This is a genomic window from Bradyrhizobium sp. OK095, assembly GCF_900109945.1.
Taxonomy (GTDB): Bacteria; Pseudomonadota; Alphaproteobacteria; order Rhizobiales; family Xanthobacteraceae; genus Bradyrhizobium.
Map to the genome: position 1 here is coordinate 196991 of NZ_FOBX01000008.1, position 18224 is coordinate 215214.

At 65.5% G+C, this 18224-nt stretch carries 12 protein-coding genes; 8 read left to right on the top strand and 4 right to left on the bottom strand.

Annotated features, from left to right (window positions below; translation table 11 throughout):
- Nucleotides 1-48: 48 nt before the first annotated feature.
- Genes nadC through nadA form a run of 3 tightly spaced genes read right to left on the bottom strand, consistent with a single transcriptional unit; the run spans nt 49 to nt 3674 of the window.
- On the bottom strand, nt 49-927 hold the full coding sequence (gene nadC / locus BMW89_RS22070) for a carboxylating nicotinate-nucleotide diphosphorylase (protein WP_092029112.1): 879 nt from the start codon (nt 925-927) through the stop codon (nt 49-51).
- An 11-nt stretch (nt 928-938) separates the two neighbouring features.
- The gene (locus BMW89_RS22075; RefSeq protein ID WP_092029113.1) at nt 939-2546 is read right to left on the bottom strand and encodes an L-aspartate oxidase; all 1608 of its coding nucleotides are present in this window, start codon (nt 2544-2546) and stop codon (nt 939-941) included.
- Between the two features lie 9 nt (nt 2547-2555).
- On the bottom strand, nt 2556-3674 hold the full coding sequence (gene nadA / locus BMW89_RS22080) for a quinolinate synthase NadA (RefSeq protein WP_092029114.1): 1119 nt from the start codon (nt 3672-3674) through the stop codon (nt 2556-2558).
- 339 nt (nt 3675-4013) lie between these two features.
- On the opposite strand from nadA, the gene BMW89_RS22085 reads away from it, so the two are divergent.
- From BMW89_RS22085 to BMW89_RS22120, 8 genes are all read left to right on the top strand, one after another.
- Entirely contained in the window at nt 4014-5267 is a 1254-nt protein-coding gene (locus tag BMW89_RS22085) for an MFS transporter (RefSeq protein WP_092029115.1), read from the top strand.
- 41 nt (nt 5268-5308) lie between these two features.
- Nucleotides 5309-6295: an acrylyl-CoA reductase (NADPH) gene (acuI, locus tag BMW89_RS22090; protein WP_092029116.1), complete on the top strand. Its 987-nt coding sequence runs from the start codon at nt 5309-5311 to the stop codon at nt 6293-6295.
- 113 nt (nt 6296-6408) lie between these two features.
- Entirely contained in the window at nt 6409-7008 is a 600-nt protein-coding gene (locus BMW89_RS22095; protein ID WP_092029117.1) for a hypothetical protein, read from the top strand.
- A gap of 154 nt (nt 7009-7162) precedes the next feature.
- The gene (locus BMW89_RS22100) at nt 7163-7396 is read left to right on the top strand and encodes a DUF6894 family protein (RefSeq protein ID WP_092029118.1); all 234 of its coding nucleotides are present in this window, start codon (nt 7163-7165) and stop codon (nt 7394-7396) included.
- 231 nt (nt 7397-7627) lie between these two features.
- Nucleotides 7628-9370, top strand: coding sequence for a methyl-accepting chemotaxis protein (locus tag BMW89_RS22105; protein ID WP_092029119.1), 1743 nt, complete (start codon nt 7628-7630; stop codon nt 9368-9370).
- A 205-nt stretch (nt 9371-9575) separates the two neighbouring features.
- A complete protein-coding gene (locus BMW89_RS22110) occupies nt 9576-11312 on the top strand; it encodes a methyl-accepting chemotaxis protein (RefSeq protein ID WP_092029120.1) in 1737 nt (578 codons plus the stop codon).
- A gap of 206 nt (nt 11313-11518) precedes the next feature.
- Nucleotides 11519-13489 (top strand): methyl-accepting chemotaxis protein, encoded by a 1971-nt coding sequence (locus BMW89_RS22115; protein ID WP_092029121.1) that lies wholly within the window; start codon nt 11519-11521, stop codon nt 13487-13489.
- A gap of 279 nt (nt 13490-13768) precedes the next feature.
- Entirely contained in the window at nt 13769-15457 is a 1689-nt protein-coding gene (locus BMW89_RS22120; protein ID WP_177196255.1) for a methyl-accepting chemotaxis protein, read from the top strand.
- A 3-nt stretch (nt 15458-15460) separates the two neighbouring features.
- On the opposite strand, the gene BMW89_RS22125 is transcribed toward BMW89_RS22120, so the two are convergent.
- The gene (locus BMW89_RS22125) at nt 15461-18178 is read right to left on the bottom strand and encodes a DUF2339 domain-containing protein (RefSeq protein ID WP_092029123.1); all 2718 of its coding nucleotides are present in this window, start codon (nt 18176-18178) and stop codon (nt 15461-15463) included.
- Between the last annotated feature and the right edge of the window lie 46 nt (nt 18179-18224).

Genomic DNA, 18224 nt, shown 5'->3' on the forward strand with positions numbered 1-18224 from the left:
TCACCCCAACCCTCTCCCCGTAAGAACGGGGCGAGGGGGCATACCGCCTCACGCCTCGATATCCAGCGCGCAGTCGAAGTTCGGGGCCGAGTGCGTCAGCGCGCCTGACGAGGCGTAGTCGACGCCGGTCGCCGCAATAGCCGCAATCGAGTCCAGCGTGACGCTGCCCGATGCCTCCAGCTTGAGGCGCCCCTCATTCATCCGCACCGCCTCGCGCAGCGTCGCGAGATCCATGTTGTCGAGCAACACGGCGTCAGCCATTCCGGTGCCGAGCACTTCGCGCAATTGCGCCAACGTATCGACCTCGATTTCGATCTTGACGAGATGTCCCGCATGCGCCCGCGCGCGCTCCAGCACGGGGCGGATGCCGCCGGCGACGGCGACGTGATTGTCCTTGATCAGGATCGCATCGTCGAGCCCGAAGCGGTGGTTGAAGCCGCCGCCGCAGCGCACCGCGTATTTCTCCAGCGCCCGCAATCCCGGCGTCGTCTTGCGCGTGCAGCAGATGCGCATTGTCGTGCCTTCGGTGCGCGCGACGTAGTCGGCCGTCAGCGTTGCGACGCCCGACAGGCGGCCGACGAAATTCAGCGCCGTCCGCTCCGCCGTGAGGATGGCGCGCGCCGGCCCCGAGATCGTCAGCACGTGCTGCCCGCGGGCGACGCGCGCGGCGTCGCGGACATGGGCACGCACGTCGACGTCGGGCGAGAGCTTTTGCAGCGTCGCCAGCGCCAGCGGCAGGCCGGCGATCACGCCGGATTGCCGTGCGACCAGGATGGCTTGCGCCTTTGTTGCTTCCGGGATCGTTGCCAGCGAGGTGATGTCGCCGGCGCGGCCGAGATCTTCGTCGAGCGCGCGCTGCACGGCCTCGTCGATTGCGAGCGGAGAGACGAAGGCGTCGGGATAGAGCAGGGAGGTCGGGGTGATCATGACAAACTCCGTCAGGCGATCATGGATTGCGCGGTGTGCGGCATCGGACGTTCGGTGAGGTTTTCTGCGACCTCGCGCGCTGCGGCGAGCGTGGTCATTGTTCTCTGCGCCAGCGCAGGCACGTCCGCTGGATGGTCGATGCGGAAATGAGCGCCGCGGCTCTCGTGCCGGGTCCAGGCCGAAGCCGCGACGAGCAGGGCCGAAATCGCCATGTTGCGAACGGCAACGCTGGTGGCTTCGTATTCGAGCGCGGCAAAGCTGCGCACGGCCTCCGCAAGTCCATCACCGTCACGGATCACGCCGACGTGCGCGCTCATCATTGCGCGCAGCCGCTGCACGACCGCAGCATCCGGTGCGCCGCCGCGCGACGGCGCCAGCGCATCGGGGAGGCGGGCAGGCGAGGGGATCGCGCGGCCGGCGATGTCGTCGGCGATGCGCGCGGCATAGACCACGGCCTCCAGCAGCGAATTCGAGGCGAGCCGGTTGGCGCCATGCGCGCCGGTAGACGATACCTCGCCGCCGGCCCAGAGCCCGTCGATCGAGCTGCGGCCGCGCGCGTCCACCGCGATGCCGCCCATGTGATAATGCGCGGCCGGCGCGATCGGAATGGCCTGTGTGGCGGGATCGATGCCGGCGGCGATGCAGCTCGCATGCACCATCGGAAATTTGTCGGTGAAGCGCGTGCCCAGCGCCTGCCGCGCATCGAGGAAGGCACCACGCCTGGCCGCAATCTCGGCGAACACGCCGCGGGCCACGATGTCGCGTGGCGCGAGCTCTCCCAACGGATGGAGTGCGGTCATGAAGCGCTCGCCATTGCTGTTGATCAGCGTCGCACCTTCGCCGCGCAGCGCCTCCGTTGCCAGCGGTGCCGGGTCGCGGCCGACCATGATGGCGGTGGGATGGAACTGCACGAATTCGGGATCGGCGACGACGGCGCCGGCGCGGGCTGCGATCGCAAGGCCGGAGCCGCTGGCTTCAAGCGGGTTGGTGGTGATGGCGTAGAGATGGCCGAGGCCGCCGGTCGCCAGCACCACCGCGCGCGAGGCGATCATTATCGGTTTCGCTGCAAATTTGCCGGCCTCGCGCAGTTGGAGCCCGGTGACGGCGCCGTCCTCCGTCAGCAGTGCTTCGGCGACGAGACCTTCGATCAGGCGGATCGACGGCGTGCGGCGCACGGCTTCGCTCAGCGCCGCGATGATCGCCGCGCCCGCACCGTCACCACGCACATGCACGATGCGGCGTGTCGAATGCGCGGCTTCCCGCCCCACTGCGAGCCGGCCTTCAAGATCTCGATCGAACGGCACGCCGTAGCCGAGCAGGTCATGAATGCGCGGCGCAGCCTCGCGCGCAATCCCGAGCGCGAGGGCGTCATCGACGATGCCGCCGCCGACTGCAATCGTATCCGCAGCGTGCGCTTCCGGCGTATCGCCCTCCGCCACCGCCGCGGCGATGCCCCCTTGCGCCCATGCGGATGATGCGCCTTGGCCAAGCGGCGCGGCCGAGATCAGCGTCACCGGCCGCGGTGCGAGTTTTAACGCGCAGAACAGTCCGGCGAGGCCGCCGCCGACGATGACGACGTCGTCGGTGCTGCGGGTGAGGTTATGGATATTGTCTTGCATGTTCAGCTCTCAATTCTTCAGATTGATCATCCGCTCCACCGAGCGTCGTGCACGCTCCGCAAGCGCGGGATCGATCGTCACTTCCTCGCCGAGCGTCAGCAGGCTCTCCAGGATGTTGGACAGCGTGATGCGCTTCATGTGCGGGCAGATATTGCAGGGGCGCAGCATCTCGACATCAGGCAGCTCGGCCCGCACATTGTCGGCCATCGAGCATTCCGTGATCATCACGAGGCGCCGCGGTCGCTTTTCGCGCACCCAGTTGATCATGTGCGCGGTCGAGCCGGTGAAGTCGGCCTCCGCCAGCACGTCCGGCGGACATTCGGGATGCGCGATGATCTGCACGGAGGGATCGGCCTCGCGATAGGCGCGCAGTTCGTCGCCGGTGAAGCGCTCGTGCACCTCGCAAGCGCCCTTCCAGGCAATGATCTTCACGTCGGTCTTCGAGGCGACATAGGTCGCGAGATAGCGGTCGGGCAGGAAGATCACGGTCGGCGCGTTCAGGCTCTCCACCACCTGCACTGCGTTCGACGAGGTGCAGCAGATGTCGACCTCGGCCTTCACGTCCGCGGAGGTGTTGACGTAAGCGACGACAGGCACGCCGGGAAATCTTTCACGCAGCAGCCGCACGTCCGCGCCTGTGATGCTGGCCGCGAGCGAGCAGCCGGCGCGCGAGTCGGGGATCAGCACCGTCTTCTCGGGGTTGAGCAGCTTTGATGTCTCCGCCATGAAGTGCACGCCGCACTGGACGATGATTCCTGATTTCACCTTGGTGGCTTCGACCGCGAGCTGGAGCGAGTCGCCGCCGATATCGGCGACGCAGTGAAAAATCTCTGGCGCCTGGTAATTGTGCGCGAGGATCACCGCGCCGCGCGCCTGCTTCAGGTCGTTGATCGCCTTGATGGTCGGCGCCATCAGCGGCCATTCGATCGGCGGGATCACGTGCTTGACGCGCTCGTAGAGCGGCGCGGTCGCCTGCTCGACCTCGCTCGTCCATTCCAGCGAGGGCATCGGCAGCGCGGCCCCTGTTCGCGCCGGCGCGGCGCGGGGGGCGGTCGTGACCTGGTCGGTAACTCGGCCCTGCGGCCGGCCTGCAAAGTCGTCGGGGCCGTAAATTCCAGTGATCGGCATCGAAGCCTCCCGTGCGTAGCAATTATGCTCTAGTTGAGTATATGTTGAGCCTGAGAAATCCGGCCGAGAGGGCCGGTCGGTTTCGCCAGAGCTTACATATACTCAATCTGAGCAGATCGAAGATAACACGGGCGGCCCAAGACCGCTAGGTCCTCCCGCACACATTCCCGTCAAGACAGGTTCCGTTATGTCGTCCATGGCCGCGTTGAAACGCAATACTCCCGCAGCAGCCCTTCGTGGCACGCAATCATTTTTGACTTGGGATTTTCATGCATCTGCATTAAATGCGTGACTCGCGGCTGCCTAGTCCGGATCCGCCAACGACAGACGGGGAGCACCATGTCGACTCAAGCAGGCGAGCTCGGTCCGGTCTCACGTTCTTCCACCTGGCGTACGCCGGCGATCATCATTCTCTGCGGCTGCGCCATCGGCATGCTCGGCTTCGGCCCGCGCTCGGCGCTGGGCTTCTTCGTGCAGCCGATGAGCCATGAATACGCCTGGGGCCGCGACGTATTCGGCCTTGCGATTGCCTTTCAGAACCTGCTGTGGGGATTGGGCCAGCCGGTCGCCGGCGCAGTCGCTGATCGCTTCGGCCTGTTCCGCGTGATGTCCGTCGGCGCGTTGCTCTATGCCGGCGGCCTGCTGTTGATGCGCTACTCGTCGACGCCGCTGTCGCTCAACATCGGCGCCGGCGTGATGGTCGGCTTCGGCCTCGCCGGCTGCTCGTTCAATCTGGTGCTATCGGCATTCACAAAACTGTTGCCGGCCGAGAAGCGCGGCCTTGCGCTCGGTGCCGGCACCGCGGCGGGATCGTTCGGGCAGTTCCTGTTCGCGCCGATCGGTGTGGCGCTGATCGACAATTTCGGCTGGCAGCAGGCGCTCACCGTGTTCGGCTTCCTGATGCTGCTGATCATTCCGCTGTCGCTGGCACTCTCGACGCCGCCGGTGGCAAGCTCCGCCGGCGCGGCGCCCGCAGACGAGCAGACTTTCACGAAGGCGCTCGCGGAAGCCTTCGGCCATCGCTCCTACGTGTTGCTGGTGCTCGGCTTCTTCACCTGCGGCTTCCAGCTCGCCTTCATCACCGTGCATCTGCCGGCCTTCCTGGTCGATAACGGCATCTCCACGCAAACCGGCGGCTGGGTGATCGCGGCGATCGGCCTGTTCAACATCATGGGATCGCTGAGCGTCGGCTATCTCCAGAACTATATGCCCAAGCGCTTCATCCTCTCGACCATCTACTTCACCCGCGCGCTTGCGACGCTCGCCTTCATCTCGTTCCCGATCACGCCGTTCTCGGCGATCGCGTTCGGCGCGGTCTCAGGCCTGACCTGGCTGTCGACCGTGCCGCCGACCTCGGCGCTGGTGGCGCTGATGTTCGGGACACGCTGGTTCGCAACGCTCTATGGCTTTGCTTTCGTCAGCCATCAGGTCGGCGGCTTCCTCGGCGTCTTTCTCGGCGGCATCGTGTTCGAAAAGTTCGGTTCCTACACGCCGATCTGGTGGCTCTCGATCCTGTTCGGCGTGCTCTCCGCGCTGATCAATCTTCCGATAGTGGAAAAACCGGTCCAGCGAGCGGTTGCGCAGCCTGCCTGATCGGCTAAACAATCCCTGAAACAAAGTCAGGGAGTGCAGTCGTGGCCACATTCAAGGCGATCCGGATCGACAAGGCGGACAAGGGCACCACCGCCACGCTCGCGCAGTTCGACGAGGCCGAGCTGATGGACGGCGATGTCACCGTCCGCGTCGAATGGTCGACGCTGAACTACAAGGACGGCCTCGCGCTCACCGGCAAGGCGCCCGTGGTGCGCCGCTTTCCGATGATCGCCGGCATCGATTTCGCCGGAACGGTCGAAGCCTCCTCGCATCCAGCGTGGAAGCCGGGCGACAAGGTCGTCTGCACCGGCTGGGGCATGGGCGAGACCCATCTCGGCGCCTATGCCGAGAAGGCGCGTGTGAAGGGCGACTGGCTGGTCGCCTTGCCGCAAGGGCTTTCGTCACGCGACGCCATGGCGATCGGCACCGCCGGCTTCACCGCGATGCTGTCGGTGCTGGCGCTGGAGAAGAATGGCCTGTCGCCGAAGAGCGGCCCGGTTGTGGTGACCGGCGCGGCTGGCGGCGTCGGCTCGGTCGCGACCGCGGTGCTGTCGAAGCTCGGCTACCACGTCATCGCCTCGACCGGTCGCGTCTCGGAAGCGGACTATCTGAAAGAGATCGGTGCTGCCGAAGTCATTGACCGCAACGAATTGTCGGCACCGGCCAAGCCGCTTGCCAAGGAGCGCTGGGCGGGCGGCGTGGACAGCGTCGGCTCGACGACGCTGGCGAATCTCCTGTCGATGACGAAGTACGGCGGGGCGATCGCGGCCTGCGGCCTCGCCGCCGGCATGGACCTGCCGTCCTCTGTCGCACCCTTCATTTTGCGCGGGGTGTGCCTTCTCGGCATCGATTCCGTGATGTGCCCGATCGAGTTGCGCAAGGCTGCCTGGCAACGCCTTGCCTCGGACCTTGATCGGACAAAACTATCTGAAATCACTCATGAAATTCCGCTCGCCGAAGTTCCGGAATGGGGTGCGAAAATCCTGGCCGGCCAGGTCCGCGGCCGCATCGTGGTAAAAATTGTCTGACGGCGTTCAGACTTTGCCAACCAAGCTGCTTCAATGTCGCCTTGGTTAGTATGGTAAGCAGCGGGTAAAGAGATAAGGCATCGCCCGCTGCTGGGGTTGGTTCGGAGTTGAGCATGCTTGCGCGTATTGTGTTGGGGGCTGTCACGGCGGCCATGACGTTTGCGCCGGCCATTGCCGGTGGCATGAATGCCGACGAGGCGCGCCGCTTCGTCGCCGGCAAGGTGTTCGCCTTCACCTGTTTCGACGGCACCCGCGGCGCAGGCCGCATCCTGGACGATCTCGGCGCCGCTGGCGCGGTGCAGTTCTCGGGTGCAGGCCCGGTGAAACATCTCCGCCTGCCCGGCAACACGCTCCAGATCCGCGGCCAGAACGTCTGCGCCGCGATCAAGGGCATTCCGTTCGAGCCCTGTTTCAACCTGGAAAAGACCGACGATCGCAGCTTCCGCGGCTCGGTGTCGGGCATGGGCTTCGCCTATTGCGACTTCCACCACCAGGGTGGCAATCAGATGCTGATGGCGCGTGCCGTGGCGCGTCCGCGTTCGCTGCGCTCTTCGGAGCACACCGGGTCGGTCGGCGCGACGAACACCGAAGTCGCCGCGCGCATCGAGACGCCGCGTGTCGAGAGCAGCCGCCTCGATCCGGTGAAGTCGGAAGTGAAATCGGAGCCCGCAAAGAACGACGCTCCGCTGGAACTGCGCCGTTCCACCCAGTGAACAGGCCGCGCGGGACAGTCCGCGCATCTTTTCGGTGAAGACATCCATCGCGCATCAAGCCGCCGCGCCGTAGTCATACGGACGGCGGTTTTCATGCGTTGGTAGCTGTTCGCGCCGCAGTTTGCGTACGGCCGGGGGGCGCAAGGTTTTGACGATGTCGCTGTACTTTTTCCGCATCAGTACCGGACGCTATTCCGGCGCCGCCGATCAGCCGTACGAGTTCGAGGATCGCGCCGCGGCCTGGACCGAGATGACCGAGGTTTCTGCCAACCTGCTCGGCAGCATCGTCCGTAACCTGAAGCCGAACGCCAAGTGGAGCATGGAATTGCTCGATGAGGACAAGAAGCCCGTCTTTCGCATCAGCCTCGTGGGAGAGGCGGTGAGCTGATTCGGCTGCGAACAACGGCGCCGGCGTTAACGAATGCGGTGCCTGCAAATCCGCGAAGGTTCGTTTGGTTGCGCGTGAAAGCTGTGCAAATCCGCCGTGTTGAGCAGCCTTTTCCGTACTTCTACCTAAGGGATCGGGGCCGCACTTAACGTTAATGAGCAACCTCGCAGTTAGCCTCTCCGGATTGTTCACGCGCTTCGTCGCGCCAATGCGTATCCCAGGAATAGTTCAATGTCGTTCATTCAGAACCTGCGAATTGGCACCAAGCTCGCCATCACCTCCGCGCTGACCATCGCCCTCGTCGCGCTGATGATCTATCTCCAGATGAGCGGAGGCACTGAGGTCCAGAAGCTCAGCAATGGCGCATCGGGGCAGCAGTCGATCGCGCAGAACGCTGCGGAGGCGAAGGCCTCGGTCCGCGGGATGCAGATCGGTATTCGCGATATCCTGACGTCGTCCTCGCCTGCCGAGATGCAGAAGGCCGTTACCTATTTCAACGATCGACAGACGGCAGCCCTGAAATTCGCCGGCGAAATGGCCAAGCTGTCTCGCTCGCCGGAGAACCATAAGCGGATCGATCGTCTGACCGTGCTGATCGGCAACTTCGGCAAGGGGCAACAGCAGATCGAGGCGATCCGGAAGCAAGAGCTCGCGCTCGACGGCAAGAAGGACGGCGAAGCAGCGGCGCAACTCGCAAAGCTGACCGCCGAGGTCGATCGCTTCCGCAAGGAGACGCTGGTGCCGATCAACGCAGAGATTTCGGAGCTGGCCAACCAGATCACCGACTTCGCGAAGCAGAGAAGCGGTGAGGCGCGTGCCGAGGCCGAGGCGGAAGCTGCGTCGGTGGCGCGGACCTCGTTCATCACCGGCATGCTGGTCGCGCTGGTCCTGATCGGCGCGTGCATCTTCTCCGTCTTCAGCATCGCGCGGCCTATGCGGGCGCTGACGGTGGCGATGGAGAAGCTTGCCGGAGGCGACTTCTCCGTTGTGCTGCCCGGCCTTGGCCGCAAGGACGAGGTCGGCGAGGTCGCCGGCGCCGTCGAGAAATTCAAGATCGTGTCCGAGCAGAAGGCGCGCGAGGAAGCGGAAGCCAAGGCGCGGCAGGACCAGGCCGCGTCCGAGCAGCGCAAATCCGAGATGCGCAGGCTCGCTGACAGTTTCGAAGGCGCCGTCGGCGAGATCGTCGGCACGGTGTCATCGGCCTCGACCGAGCTCGAGGCATCCGCCACCACGCTGACATCGACGGCCGAGCGCACCCAACAGCTCACCACCGTCGTTGCCGCAGCCTCCGAGGAAGCCTCCACCAACGTGCAGTCCGTGGCATCGGCAACAGAGGAACTGTCCTCTTCGATCACGGAGATCAGCCGGCAGGTTCAGGAATCCGCGCGCGTGGCGAGTGAGGCCGTCGGTCAGGCCCGTACCACGACCGAGCGCGTCAGCGAATTGTCCAAGGCAGCGACGCGGATCGGCGATGTTGTCGAGCTGATCAACACCATCGCAGGCCAGACCAATCTGCTCGCGCTCAATGCCACGATCGAGGCGGCGCGCGCCGGTGAAGCCGGTCGCGGCTTCGCCGTCGTCGCCTCCGAGGTCAAGGCGCTGGCGGAGCAGACCGCCAAGGCGACCGGCGAGATCGGTCAGCAGATCGCCGGCATCCAGACCGCGACCGAGCACTCGGTTGGCGCCATCAAGGACATCAGCAACACCATCGAACGGCTGTCGGAGATATCTTCTGCGATCGCGGCCGCGGTGGAAGAACAGGGCGCAGCGACGCAGGAGATCTCCCGCAACGTGCAACAGGCGGCGGAAGGGACCCATCAGGTCTCGTCCAACATCACGGACGTGCAGCGCGGTGCAAGCGAGACCGGCTCGGCATCCTCACAGGTCCTGTCCGCCGCGCAGATGCTGTCCGGCGACAGCAATCGTCTCAAGCTTGAGGTCGGAAGATTTCTGGAGACGGTGCGGGCCGCGTGACGTTCCTATCCCAGGGGTGTGGTTAACTCATCAAGCGCGCATTCCGTGCTGGATTTTTAGGGGTTTACGCGCCGATCCAGTATTTCCCCGGGAGCCGCCGTTAACCAAATTGGAATGGCGGTCGCATATTTTTTGGGCAAGGGCGATCAACGCCGCGGGCGGTCGGCAATGACTCGGCTGCGCATTTCCCGGGGGAAATCTGCCCATGTTGAGCCTTGTTCAGAACTTGCGGATCGGGACCAAGCTGGCGCTTGCGTCAGCCTTCGGCATCCTGCTGGTCCTCACCATCATCGCAAGCCAGGTGATCGGAAACGGCAACGTGCGCCGATCCAACCAGGCCGCATTCGCGCAGCTGGAGCTGGCGCGCGGCGCGATCGAAGCCAAGCTTTCGGTGCGCAGTATGCAGCTCAGCGTCCGGGATATCCGGCTCGCCAACAACCCGGGTGAGTTGCAGAAGGCGGGCGATGCTCTCATCGAGCGCTCCGCGACGTTGGGCAAAGTTGCCGACGCGATGTTGAAGCTGTCGCAGTCGGCAGAGAACCGCGCGCGAATGGAGAAGCTCAAAAGCCTTAATGCGAATTATCTCAAGGCGGCCCAACAAGTCGCGTCGATCCGCAGTGAGGCGATCGCCGCAACCGGTTCGGACGCGACCGCCCGTCTTGCGAAACTCATCGAGGAAGGGGCGCGCCTCACCCGCGAGCTGAGCCTCCCGATTGCCGCAGAAATGGATCAGGTTGCCGGTCAGATTGCGGATTTCGCCAAGCACAGGGGTGAAGAGGAGATCGCCGGCTCCGCGCAGGTGATGGCGTCGAGTGAACAGATCGGAATGGTGGTCGGTGCGTTCGCCGCGCTCGTCCTCCTCGGCTCTTGGCTGATGTCGTTCCTGACCATCGCGCGGCCGATCCGCGCGCTTACCGGAGCCATGGACAAGCTCGCAGGCGGCGATTTTTCCGTGGTGCTGCCCGGTCTCGGCCGCAAGGACGAAGTCGGCGGCGTCGCTGCGGCCGTGGAGAAGTTCAAGATCGTATCGGAACAGAAGGCGCGCGAGGAAGCGGAGGCCAAGACCCGGCAGGATCAGGCCGCCGCTGCGCAGCGCAAGGTCGAAATGCACAAGCTCGCCGACGGCTTTGAAGCCGCGATCGGCGAGATCGTCGAGACCGTATCCTCGGCCGCGACCGAGCTCGAGGCTTCTGCCTCGACGCTCACCGCGACCGCCGATCGTGGGCAAGGGCTCGCAACGATGGTCGCAGCCGCTTCCGAGGAAGCCTCCACCAACGTCCAGTCGGTGGCGTCGGCGACCGAAGAGCTGTCGTCCTCGATCACCGAGATCAGCCGTCAGGTTCAGGAATCGGCGCGCGTGGCGAGCGAGGCGGTCAGCCAGGCTCGTACCACCACGGACCGCGTTGGTGAGCTGTCCCAGGCGGCGACGCGGATCGGGGACGTGGTCGAGCTGATCAATACTATCGCAGGCCAGACCAATCTGCTCGCGCTCAATGCCACGATCGAGGCGGCGCGCGCCGGTGAAGCCGGTCGCGGCTTCGCCGTCGTCGCCTCCGAGGTCAAGGCGCTGGCGGAGCAGACCGCCAAGGCAACCGGCGAGATCGGCCAGCAGATCGCGGGCATCCAGGCCGCGACCGAGCACTCGGTCGGCGCCATCAAGGACATCAGCCACACCATCGAACGGCTGTCGGAGATCTCTTCTGCGATCGCGGCCGCGGTGGAAGAACAGGGCGCGGCGACGCAGGAAATCTCCCGCAACGTGGCGCAGGCCGCGGAAGGGACCCAGCAGGTGTCGTCCAACATCACCGAAGTGCAGCGCGGCGCGAGCGAGACCGGATCGGCTTCTTCGCAGGTGCTGTCCGCCGCACAGATGCTGTCCGGCGACAGCAACCGCCTCAAGCTCGAGGTCGGCAAGTTCCTCGGCACGGTGCGCGCCGCCTGAGGGCGGCCGTCCTCATCCATCATCCATCGACTACAACCGTCGCGCGAGACCGCGCGGCGGTTCGCATGTGCTTTCAGCTGGATGCGCGGCGCGAAGCGCCGCACGGTTAACCTTCCGGAAAACCGACGCAGTCATGATCCCCGCAATATTCCGGGTGCCTTGCCGCCCTCCCTGTATTGCGTATCAAGCCTATTGGAGCACATTACATGAGCGGCCCTCCCATTCGTCTTACCCATAAGGTCATGGCGATCGGACTGTTCGGACTGTTGGGCCTCGTCGCCTTCGGCGCAATCTACGAGATCGGCAGCCTCTCCCAGGACGGCTCCCGCGCGGTTGCCAACGGCGCCCGGACGATCGCAGATCTCGACAAGCAGCTCTCGATCGAGATGCTGGAGGCGCGCCGCGACGAGAAGAATTTTCAGCAGCGCCGGACCGAGGGTTACGCCAGGGCGCATGCCGAGCTGATTGGGCCGATCAACCGCGATTTCGACGAGGTGCAGCGGCTGATGGCGGTCGGCGGCATGAGCACGCTGTCTGACAAGATGAAGCGGGCCCAGGAGGGCTTCAAGCGCTACGCGTCGGATTTTGCGACGCTGGTGGCGGCCGAGACCAGGCTCGGGTTGAACGAGACGCTCGGCCTGTCCGGCTCGCTCCGCGCCGCCGTGCACGACATCGAATCCAAGCTGAAGGAGATCGACGATCCCAGGACGACGAGCTGGATGCTGATGATGCGCCGGCACGAAAAGGACTTCATGCTGCGGCGTGACCCCAAATACATTGCCGAGGTGAAGAAGGCTGCGGTTGAATTCTCCAAGGCGATAGAGGTGGTCGCAGTCCCCACGGCGGTGATGAACGACATCACGGCCAAGCTCCAGAAATATCAGTCCGAGTTCGCGGCCTGGGCCGAGACCGCGCAGCAGAGTGCGGCCCTCGACGCCAGCATGGCGAAGACCTTCCGCGAGATCGAGCCTGTCATGGTCGAGTTCCGGACCGCCGTCGATGCCATGTACAGGCAGGCCGACGCCGCGGAGGCCGCAACCCGCGATGCCGTGCGGTTGTGGATGATGATCGCCTTTGCCGTTACGATCGTCGTGCTCGGCGTCATCGGCTTTGTCCTGGGGCGCTCAATCTCGAAGGCGCTGTCCGGCATGGTCGATGCGATGACGCAGCTCGCGCGCGGCGATCTTTCGATCTCCGTTCCCGGCGTCGGGCGCAAGGATGAGATCGGCGAGATGGCCGGTGCGGTCGAGGTTTTCAGGACCAACATGACCGAAGCCGAGCGGCTCCGCGCCGAGCAGTTGGAGGCCGACACGCGCCGCCGCACGCAACGCAAGGCCGACATGCAGCGCCTTGCCGACGGCTTCGAAGGCGCGGTCGGCGAGATCATCGACACCGTGTCGTCGGCGGCGACCGAACTCGAAGCCTCGTCGAATACGCTGACGCAGGCTGCCGAGCGCGGCAACGGGCTTGCCACCGCCGTGGCTGCTGCCTCGGAGGAGGCGTCCACCAACGTGCAGTCGGTGTCCTCGGCGAGCGAGGAGATGACCTCATCGATCTCCGAGATCAGCCGCCAGGTGCAGGAATCGGCCCGCGTCGCCGACGTCGCGGTCGGACAGGCGCAGCGCACCAATGCGCGCGTCGCCGAGCTGACGAAGGCGGCAGGCCGTATCGGAGACGTGGTCGAGCTGATCAATACCATCGCAAGTCAGACCAATCTCCTGGCGCTGAATGCCACGATCGAGGCGGCGCGGGCGGGCGAAGCCGGCAGAGGCTTTGCCGTGGTCGCGAGCGAGGTGAAGGCACTCGCCGAGCAGACCGCGAAGGCCACCGGCGAGATCAGCCAGCACATCGGTGCGATTCAGACCGCGACGCAGGACTCGGTCGGCGCGATCAAGGAAATCGGCGACACCATCGCGCGAATGTCGGAGATTTCGTCGGCCATCGCCGCCGCGGTGGAGGAGCAGGGCGCAGCGACCCAGGAAATCTCCCGCAACATCCAGCACGCCGCGCAGGGTACCTCCGAGGTCTCGGCGAATATCGGCGACGTCCAACGCGGTGCCGGCGAGACCGGGGCCGCCTCTGCGCAGGTACATTCGGCCGCGCAATCGCTCTCGCAGGAGAGCAACCGGCTGAAGATCGAGGTTACGCGCTTCCTTGACTCGGTGCGGGCGGCGTAAGGGCGTCGACCGTCCCGTTCGAGCGGCGTGCCGCGGTGCGCTGGTGTGGCATGGCGCGATGTCTGCTGCACTGCAACGCATGATTGTGGAGCATCGAAAGCCCGCGATAGCGAATCCGTAGTTTCACGTAGGTTCCTGTTAACGGGTGTTTGCAACTATGTGCGCAATCCTACCGGATAAGAACCAGCCAGCATTGTTGGAATGCCCCCGCCCTGTCGTCCGTGACGATTGCGGCGCAGGTGGGTTGCGCGTTGCCAGGTATCATCGGGATTTATCATGATGTCGAAGTTGTCGATCGTCTTCAAGCTTCTGACCGTGCTGTCGGTCCTCGTGCTCTCGCTCGCCGGCGTCGGCGTCACGGCGATCGGCACCATGCAGAACATCAACTCGCATACCGTCGAGATCGCGGAGAGCTGGCTGCCGAGCGTGCGCGCGCTCGGCTCGATCCGCGCCGACGTCAACGAGCTGCGCGTCGCGCTGCGCCTGCACCTGATGCAGGAAACCGCTGAAGGCAAGGAAGCTGCTGACAAGCGCCTCACCTCGCTGCAGGGTCGCATCGACCAGACCCGCAAGGTCTACGAGCCGCTGATCACCTCCGCCGAGGAGCGCTCGCTCTATCAGCAATGGACCAAGGCGTGGGCCGACTACCTGAACGGCGTGCAGGACGTGATGGCGCTCTCGCGCAAGAGCGTCGGTAAATTCCCGGCCGACGCCAACGAGCTGCTGCAGACCAAGGTCGCGAAGATGGCCCAGGCTGCCGATCCGTTGCTGACGAAGGGCATCGAGATGAACAATCGCGGCGCCGAACTCGAGACCAAGCAGGCGGCCGACAGCTACGCCACGATCTTTCGCGTGCTGGTCGGCATCATCGTCCTCTCCGTCGTGATCGCGATCGGAGCCGCCTATTATCTCGTGCGCGACGTCTCGCGTGGCATTGCTTCAATCATCCGTCCAATGCAGTCGCTCGGCGACGGCGACCTCTCGGCCGAGGTGCCGCATCGCGGCGAAAAGACCGAGATCGGGTCGATGGCGGATGCGCTCCAGATCTTCAAGCAGGCTCTGATCGCCAAGAAGGCCGCCGACGAAGCCGCTGCGGCCGATGCCGAAGCCAAGATCGAGCGCGGCCGCCGCGTCGATGCCATCACCCGCAAATTCGAGGCCATGATCGGCGAAGTCGTCGGCACCGTCTCCGCGGCGTCCACCGAGCTCGAGGCGTCCGCGACCACGCTGACCAATACGGCGCAGCGCGGGCAGGAGCTTGCGACCGTCGTTGCGGCTGCCTCCGAGGAAGCCTCCACCAACGTCCAGGCGGTGGCGTCGGCTTCCGAGGAGTTGTCGTCCTCCATCACCGAGATCAGCCGTCGCGTACAGGATTCGGCGCGCATGGCGGCGGAAGCCGTCGAGCAGGCGGCGCGCACCAATGACCGCGTCAACGCGCTGTCGCAGGCAGCGTCCCGCATCGGCGACGTCGTCGAGCTCATCAATACCATCGCGGGCCAGACCAACCTCCTGGCGCTGAACGCCACCATCGAGGCGGCGCGTGCCGGCGAGGCCGGTCGCGGCTTTGCCGTCGTCGCTTCCGAGGTGAAGGCGCTGGCCGAGCAGACCGCGAAAGCGACCGGCGAGATCGGGGCGCAGGTCTCCGGCATCCAGTCAGCGACGCAGGAATCCGTCAGCGCCATCCAGGAGATTGGCGGCACCATCGAACGGCTGTCCGAGGTGGCTGCTGCCATCGCCGCCGCTGTGGAGGAACAGGGCGCGGCCACGCAGGAGATCTCGCGCAACGTTCAGCAGGCTTCGGTCGGCACGCAGGAGGTCTCGTCGAACATCACCGACGTGCAGCGCGGTGCGATCGAGACCGGCGAGGCCTCGGGCGAGGTATTGTCGGCGGCGAAATCGCTCGCGACCGACAGCACGCGCCTCAAGGTCGAGGTCGCGCAGTTCCTGGATTCGGTCCGCGCGGCCTGATCCTCAACTTCCTGTCTGCGGGGCCGGCGGCGGCGCGATCTGCCGCCGGAACAGGATGCGCTGGTAGAGCCAGCCGATCGCGACCAGCACGATGCCGAGACACATGAACGACAGCGCACGGTAGACGCCTGTCAGCGTCGACATGTCGATCACGAAGGCCTTCAGTATCGTCAGCGCGATCACTGCGGCTGACGCCAGCCGCGCCCGTTCCGAGTTGACGAGAATGCCGATTCCGAGCAGCACCACGCCGAAGCCGAGCCAGCCGATCGAATAGGTGTATTGCTCGGCACCCGTCGTCTCGCCGGTGGAGAGGATCGGGCCGTGATAGAAGCGACGAATCTCCAGCGTGACATAGGCAAGCGCAAACAGCAGCGCGCTGGCGGCGATGGTGTTGGCGTAGACCTTGCCGCGCGCGCCGACCACCGCATAGGAGAGCAGCAGCAGCAATACCGCGGGCAGCGCATAGCCGAGCAGTAGCAGGTTGAACACGGCACCGCCGACATCGACGTGCCAGATCAGCGGGTTCTCCAGGATGAAGAGGCCGAACACGCTGATGAGGCCGGCGATCGCCGTGAGCACGACCGCGCCGACATTGTGCACGACGCTGCGGCTGCGCAACCGCAGGCGTTCCAGCCCGATTGCCATGGCGAGCGCGATGCAGACCTGAAGCGCGCATTCGAGCAGCGAGGGCGCGGACGTCATGTTGCCGCCGGTCGCAAAATGGCGGATCTCCATGAAGGCGAACAGGGCCGTGAACAGGATCGCGGCGGCCTCGACCGTGCGCAGCGGCGCGTCGTCGCCACGGCGGCGCAGGAAGATGCTGGCTCCCCAGAACGAGGCCGCCGGCAGGCCGTAACCCCACAATAGCCAGTTCAAAATCGGCGTGGTGCCGACGGCATCGCCGACGATGCGCGGATCATAGGCGATGCGCGCGGTGACGATCGCGGCGAAGATGGCCGCCAGCCGCCGCAGGACCGGGATCGGCCGCTGTAGCGAGATCCAGGCGGTGCCGAGCGACATCAACGCCAGCGCGATGGTGAGCCAGCCCTTTTCCAGTGCGAAGGTCAGCGCCAGCGCCAGCGCACCGAGCGTGCCGGTTGCGAGCAGCGCGATGGAGGTCGGGGCGCCCGGCCGATCTTCGCGGCGCATCAACGCCTCGGTCGCAGCGCCAAAGGCGGCGGCGAGCAGCACCGCGAGGATCGCGAACGGGATCGAGCGGTCGAGATGAGCGATACGGGCATAGAGTGCAACGAGGATCGCGATTGGCGTGGCGACACCCGCGGCCGACCACACCACCGGAATGATTGCCGAGCTCGACCGGCCCTGCGCGAAAAAGCCCGCGATACCGAAGCCGGCGGCGAAGATCGCGGCCGTCACCAGATGCAGCGTCACCGAGCCATCGGTCGCGACCGGTCCGACGCCGGGCATCGGGCCGCCCGGCAGCACCAGCATGTCAGGGTTGGCGAGCACCGCCCATTCGGCGAACACGATGAAGACGGTCGCAGCGGCGGCGCCCAGCGCGCCTGTAGCTGAGGGTGCACGCCACGCAACGAACAGTGTCGCGCCGACGAGGAGCGTGAAGGCGATCAGCGCGAGATCAGCATGCGCGCTCGACAACACGATCAACATCGCGCCGAACAGATAAGCGCCGAGCGAGCTCGACGATACCGGCTCGATCTCCCCGTCCTCGATGGTCGGGCCGAACATGAAGCCACAGACGACCAGCAGTGCGGCGAGCGCAAAACCCGCGATGACATGGAAGGCGTGCGGCGCGACCTGCAAATCGCCGGTGTCGAGGCCCGGGAAGACCCAGAGCAAAGCGAAGGCGATGGTGGTCACCGCGAGCCAGCGCCACAGTCTGATGCGGGCGAGACCAAAACTCGCGGCGGTGACGACGGCGAGATAGACGTAGAGCGCCCAGTAATCGGGCTTGCCGCTGGAGACGAGGACCGGCGTCACGAACGCGCCGACCACGCCGAGGCCGGCAAGCGCAGGCCCGTGTAAGAGCGCGGCGGCCAGTGTGCCCATCGCAACGATTCCGAGCAACACGAAGGCCGTCGCAGGCACGAGGAAGCCGTAGAGCGCATAGGCCGCATAGATGGTCGCGAACGCCACCGCCGTGCCGGCCGCGGTGAGGATCGCGGGAATGTTGGCGATCGGCAGCGCGGCGATGTTGGAGATGCTTTCCTTGCGCCGCGACCATTCGCCGGCGGCCAGCAGCGCCAGTGCGAACAGGCCGCCGAGGAATACGCGCACGCCGGGGCCGATGAGGCCGGCCTCGATCGAATAGCGCACCATGAAGAAGCCGCCGAGCGCCAGCGCAAGGCCGCCGATCCACACCACCCAGCGGGTGCCGAGACGCTCCTCGAAGCCGGGTTCTCTGGAATCTGCTGCCGACGCGGGCGGCGGCGGCGGTGCAGCGGCCTCCGTGCTCGCTGCGAGCGGCGGCGGGGTAACAGCTTCGGTGACGAGCGGCGGCGGCGCTGCCTCGGCTTCAGGCGCGAGTGGAGGCGGCTCTGCGGCCATCGTCGCCGGCGCCTCAGCCTGCACCTGTGCGGGCATCAGCGGCGGCGGCTGCACCCTCCGTTGCGCGTGAAACATCTCTTCGAGCGAGCTCAGCCGGCGGCGCAGCTCGGCCGCCTGACCGGAAGCCTTGATCGCGATCAGGATAGCGACGATCGCAATGATCAGCGCAAAGACGTCAAACGGGCCGTCGAACATGAAGCCTCCAGGCAACCGGCGGGCAGGGGCCGGTCGCGAATCTCAA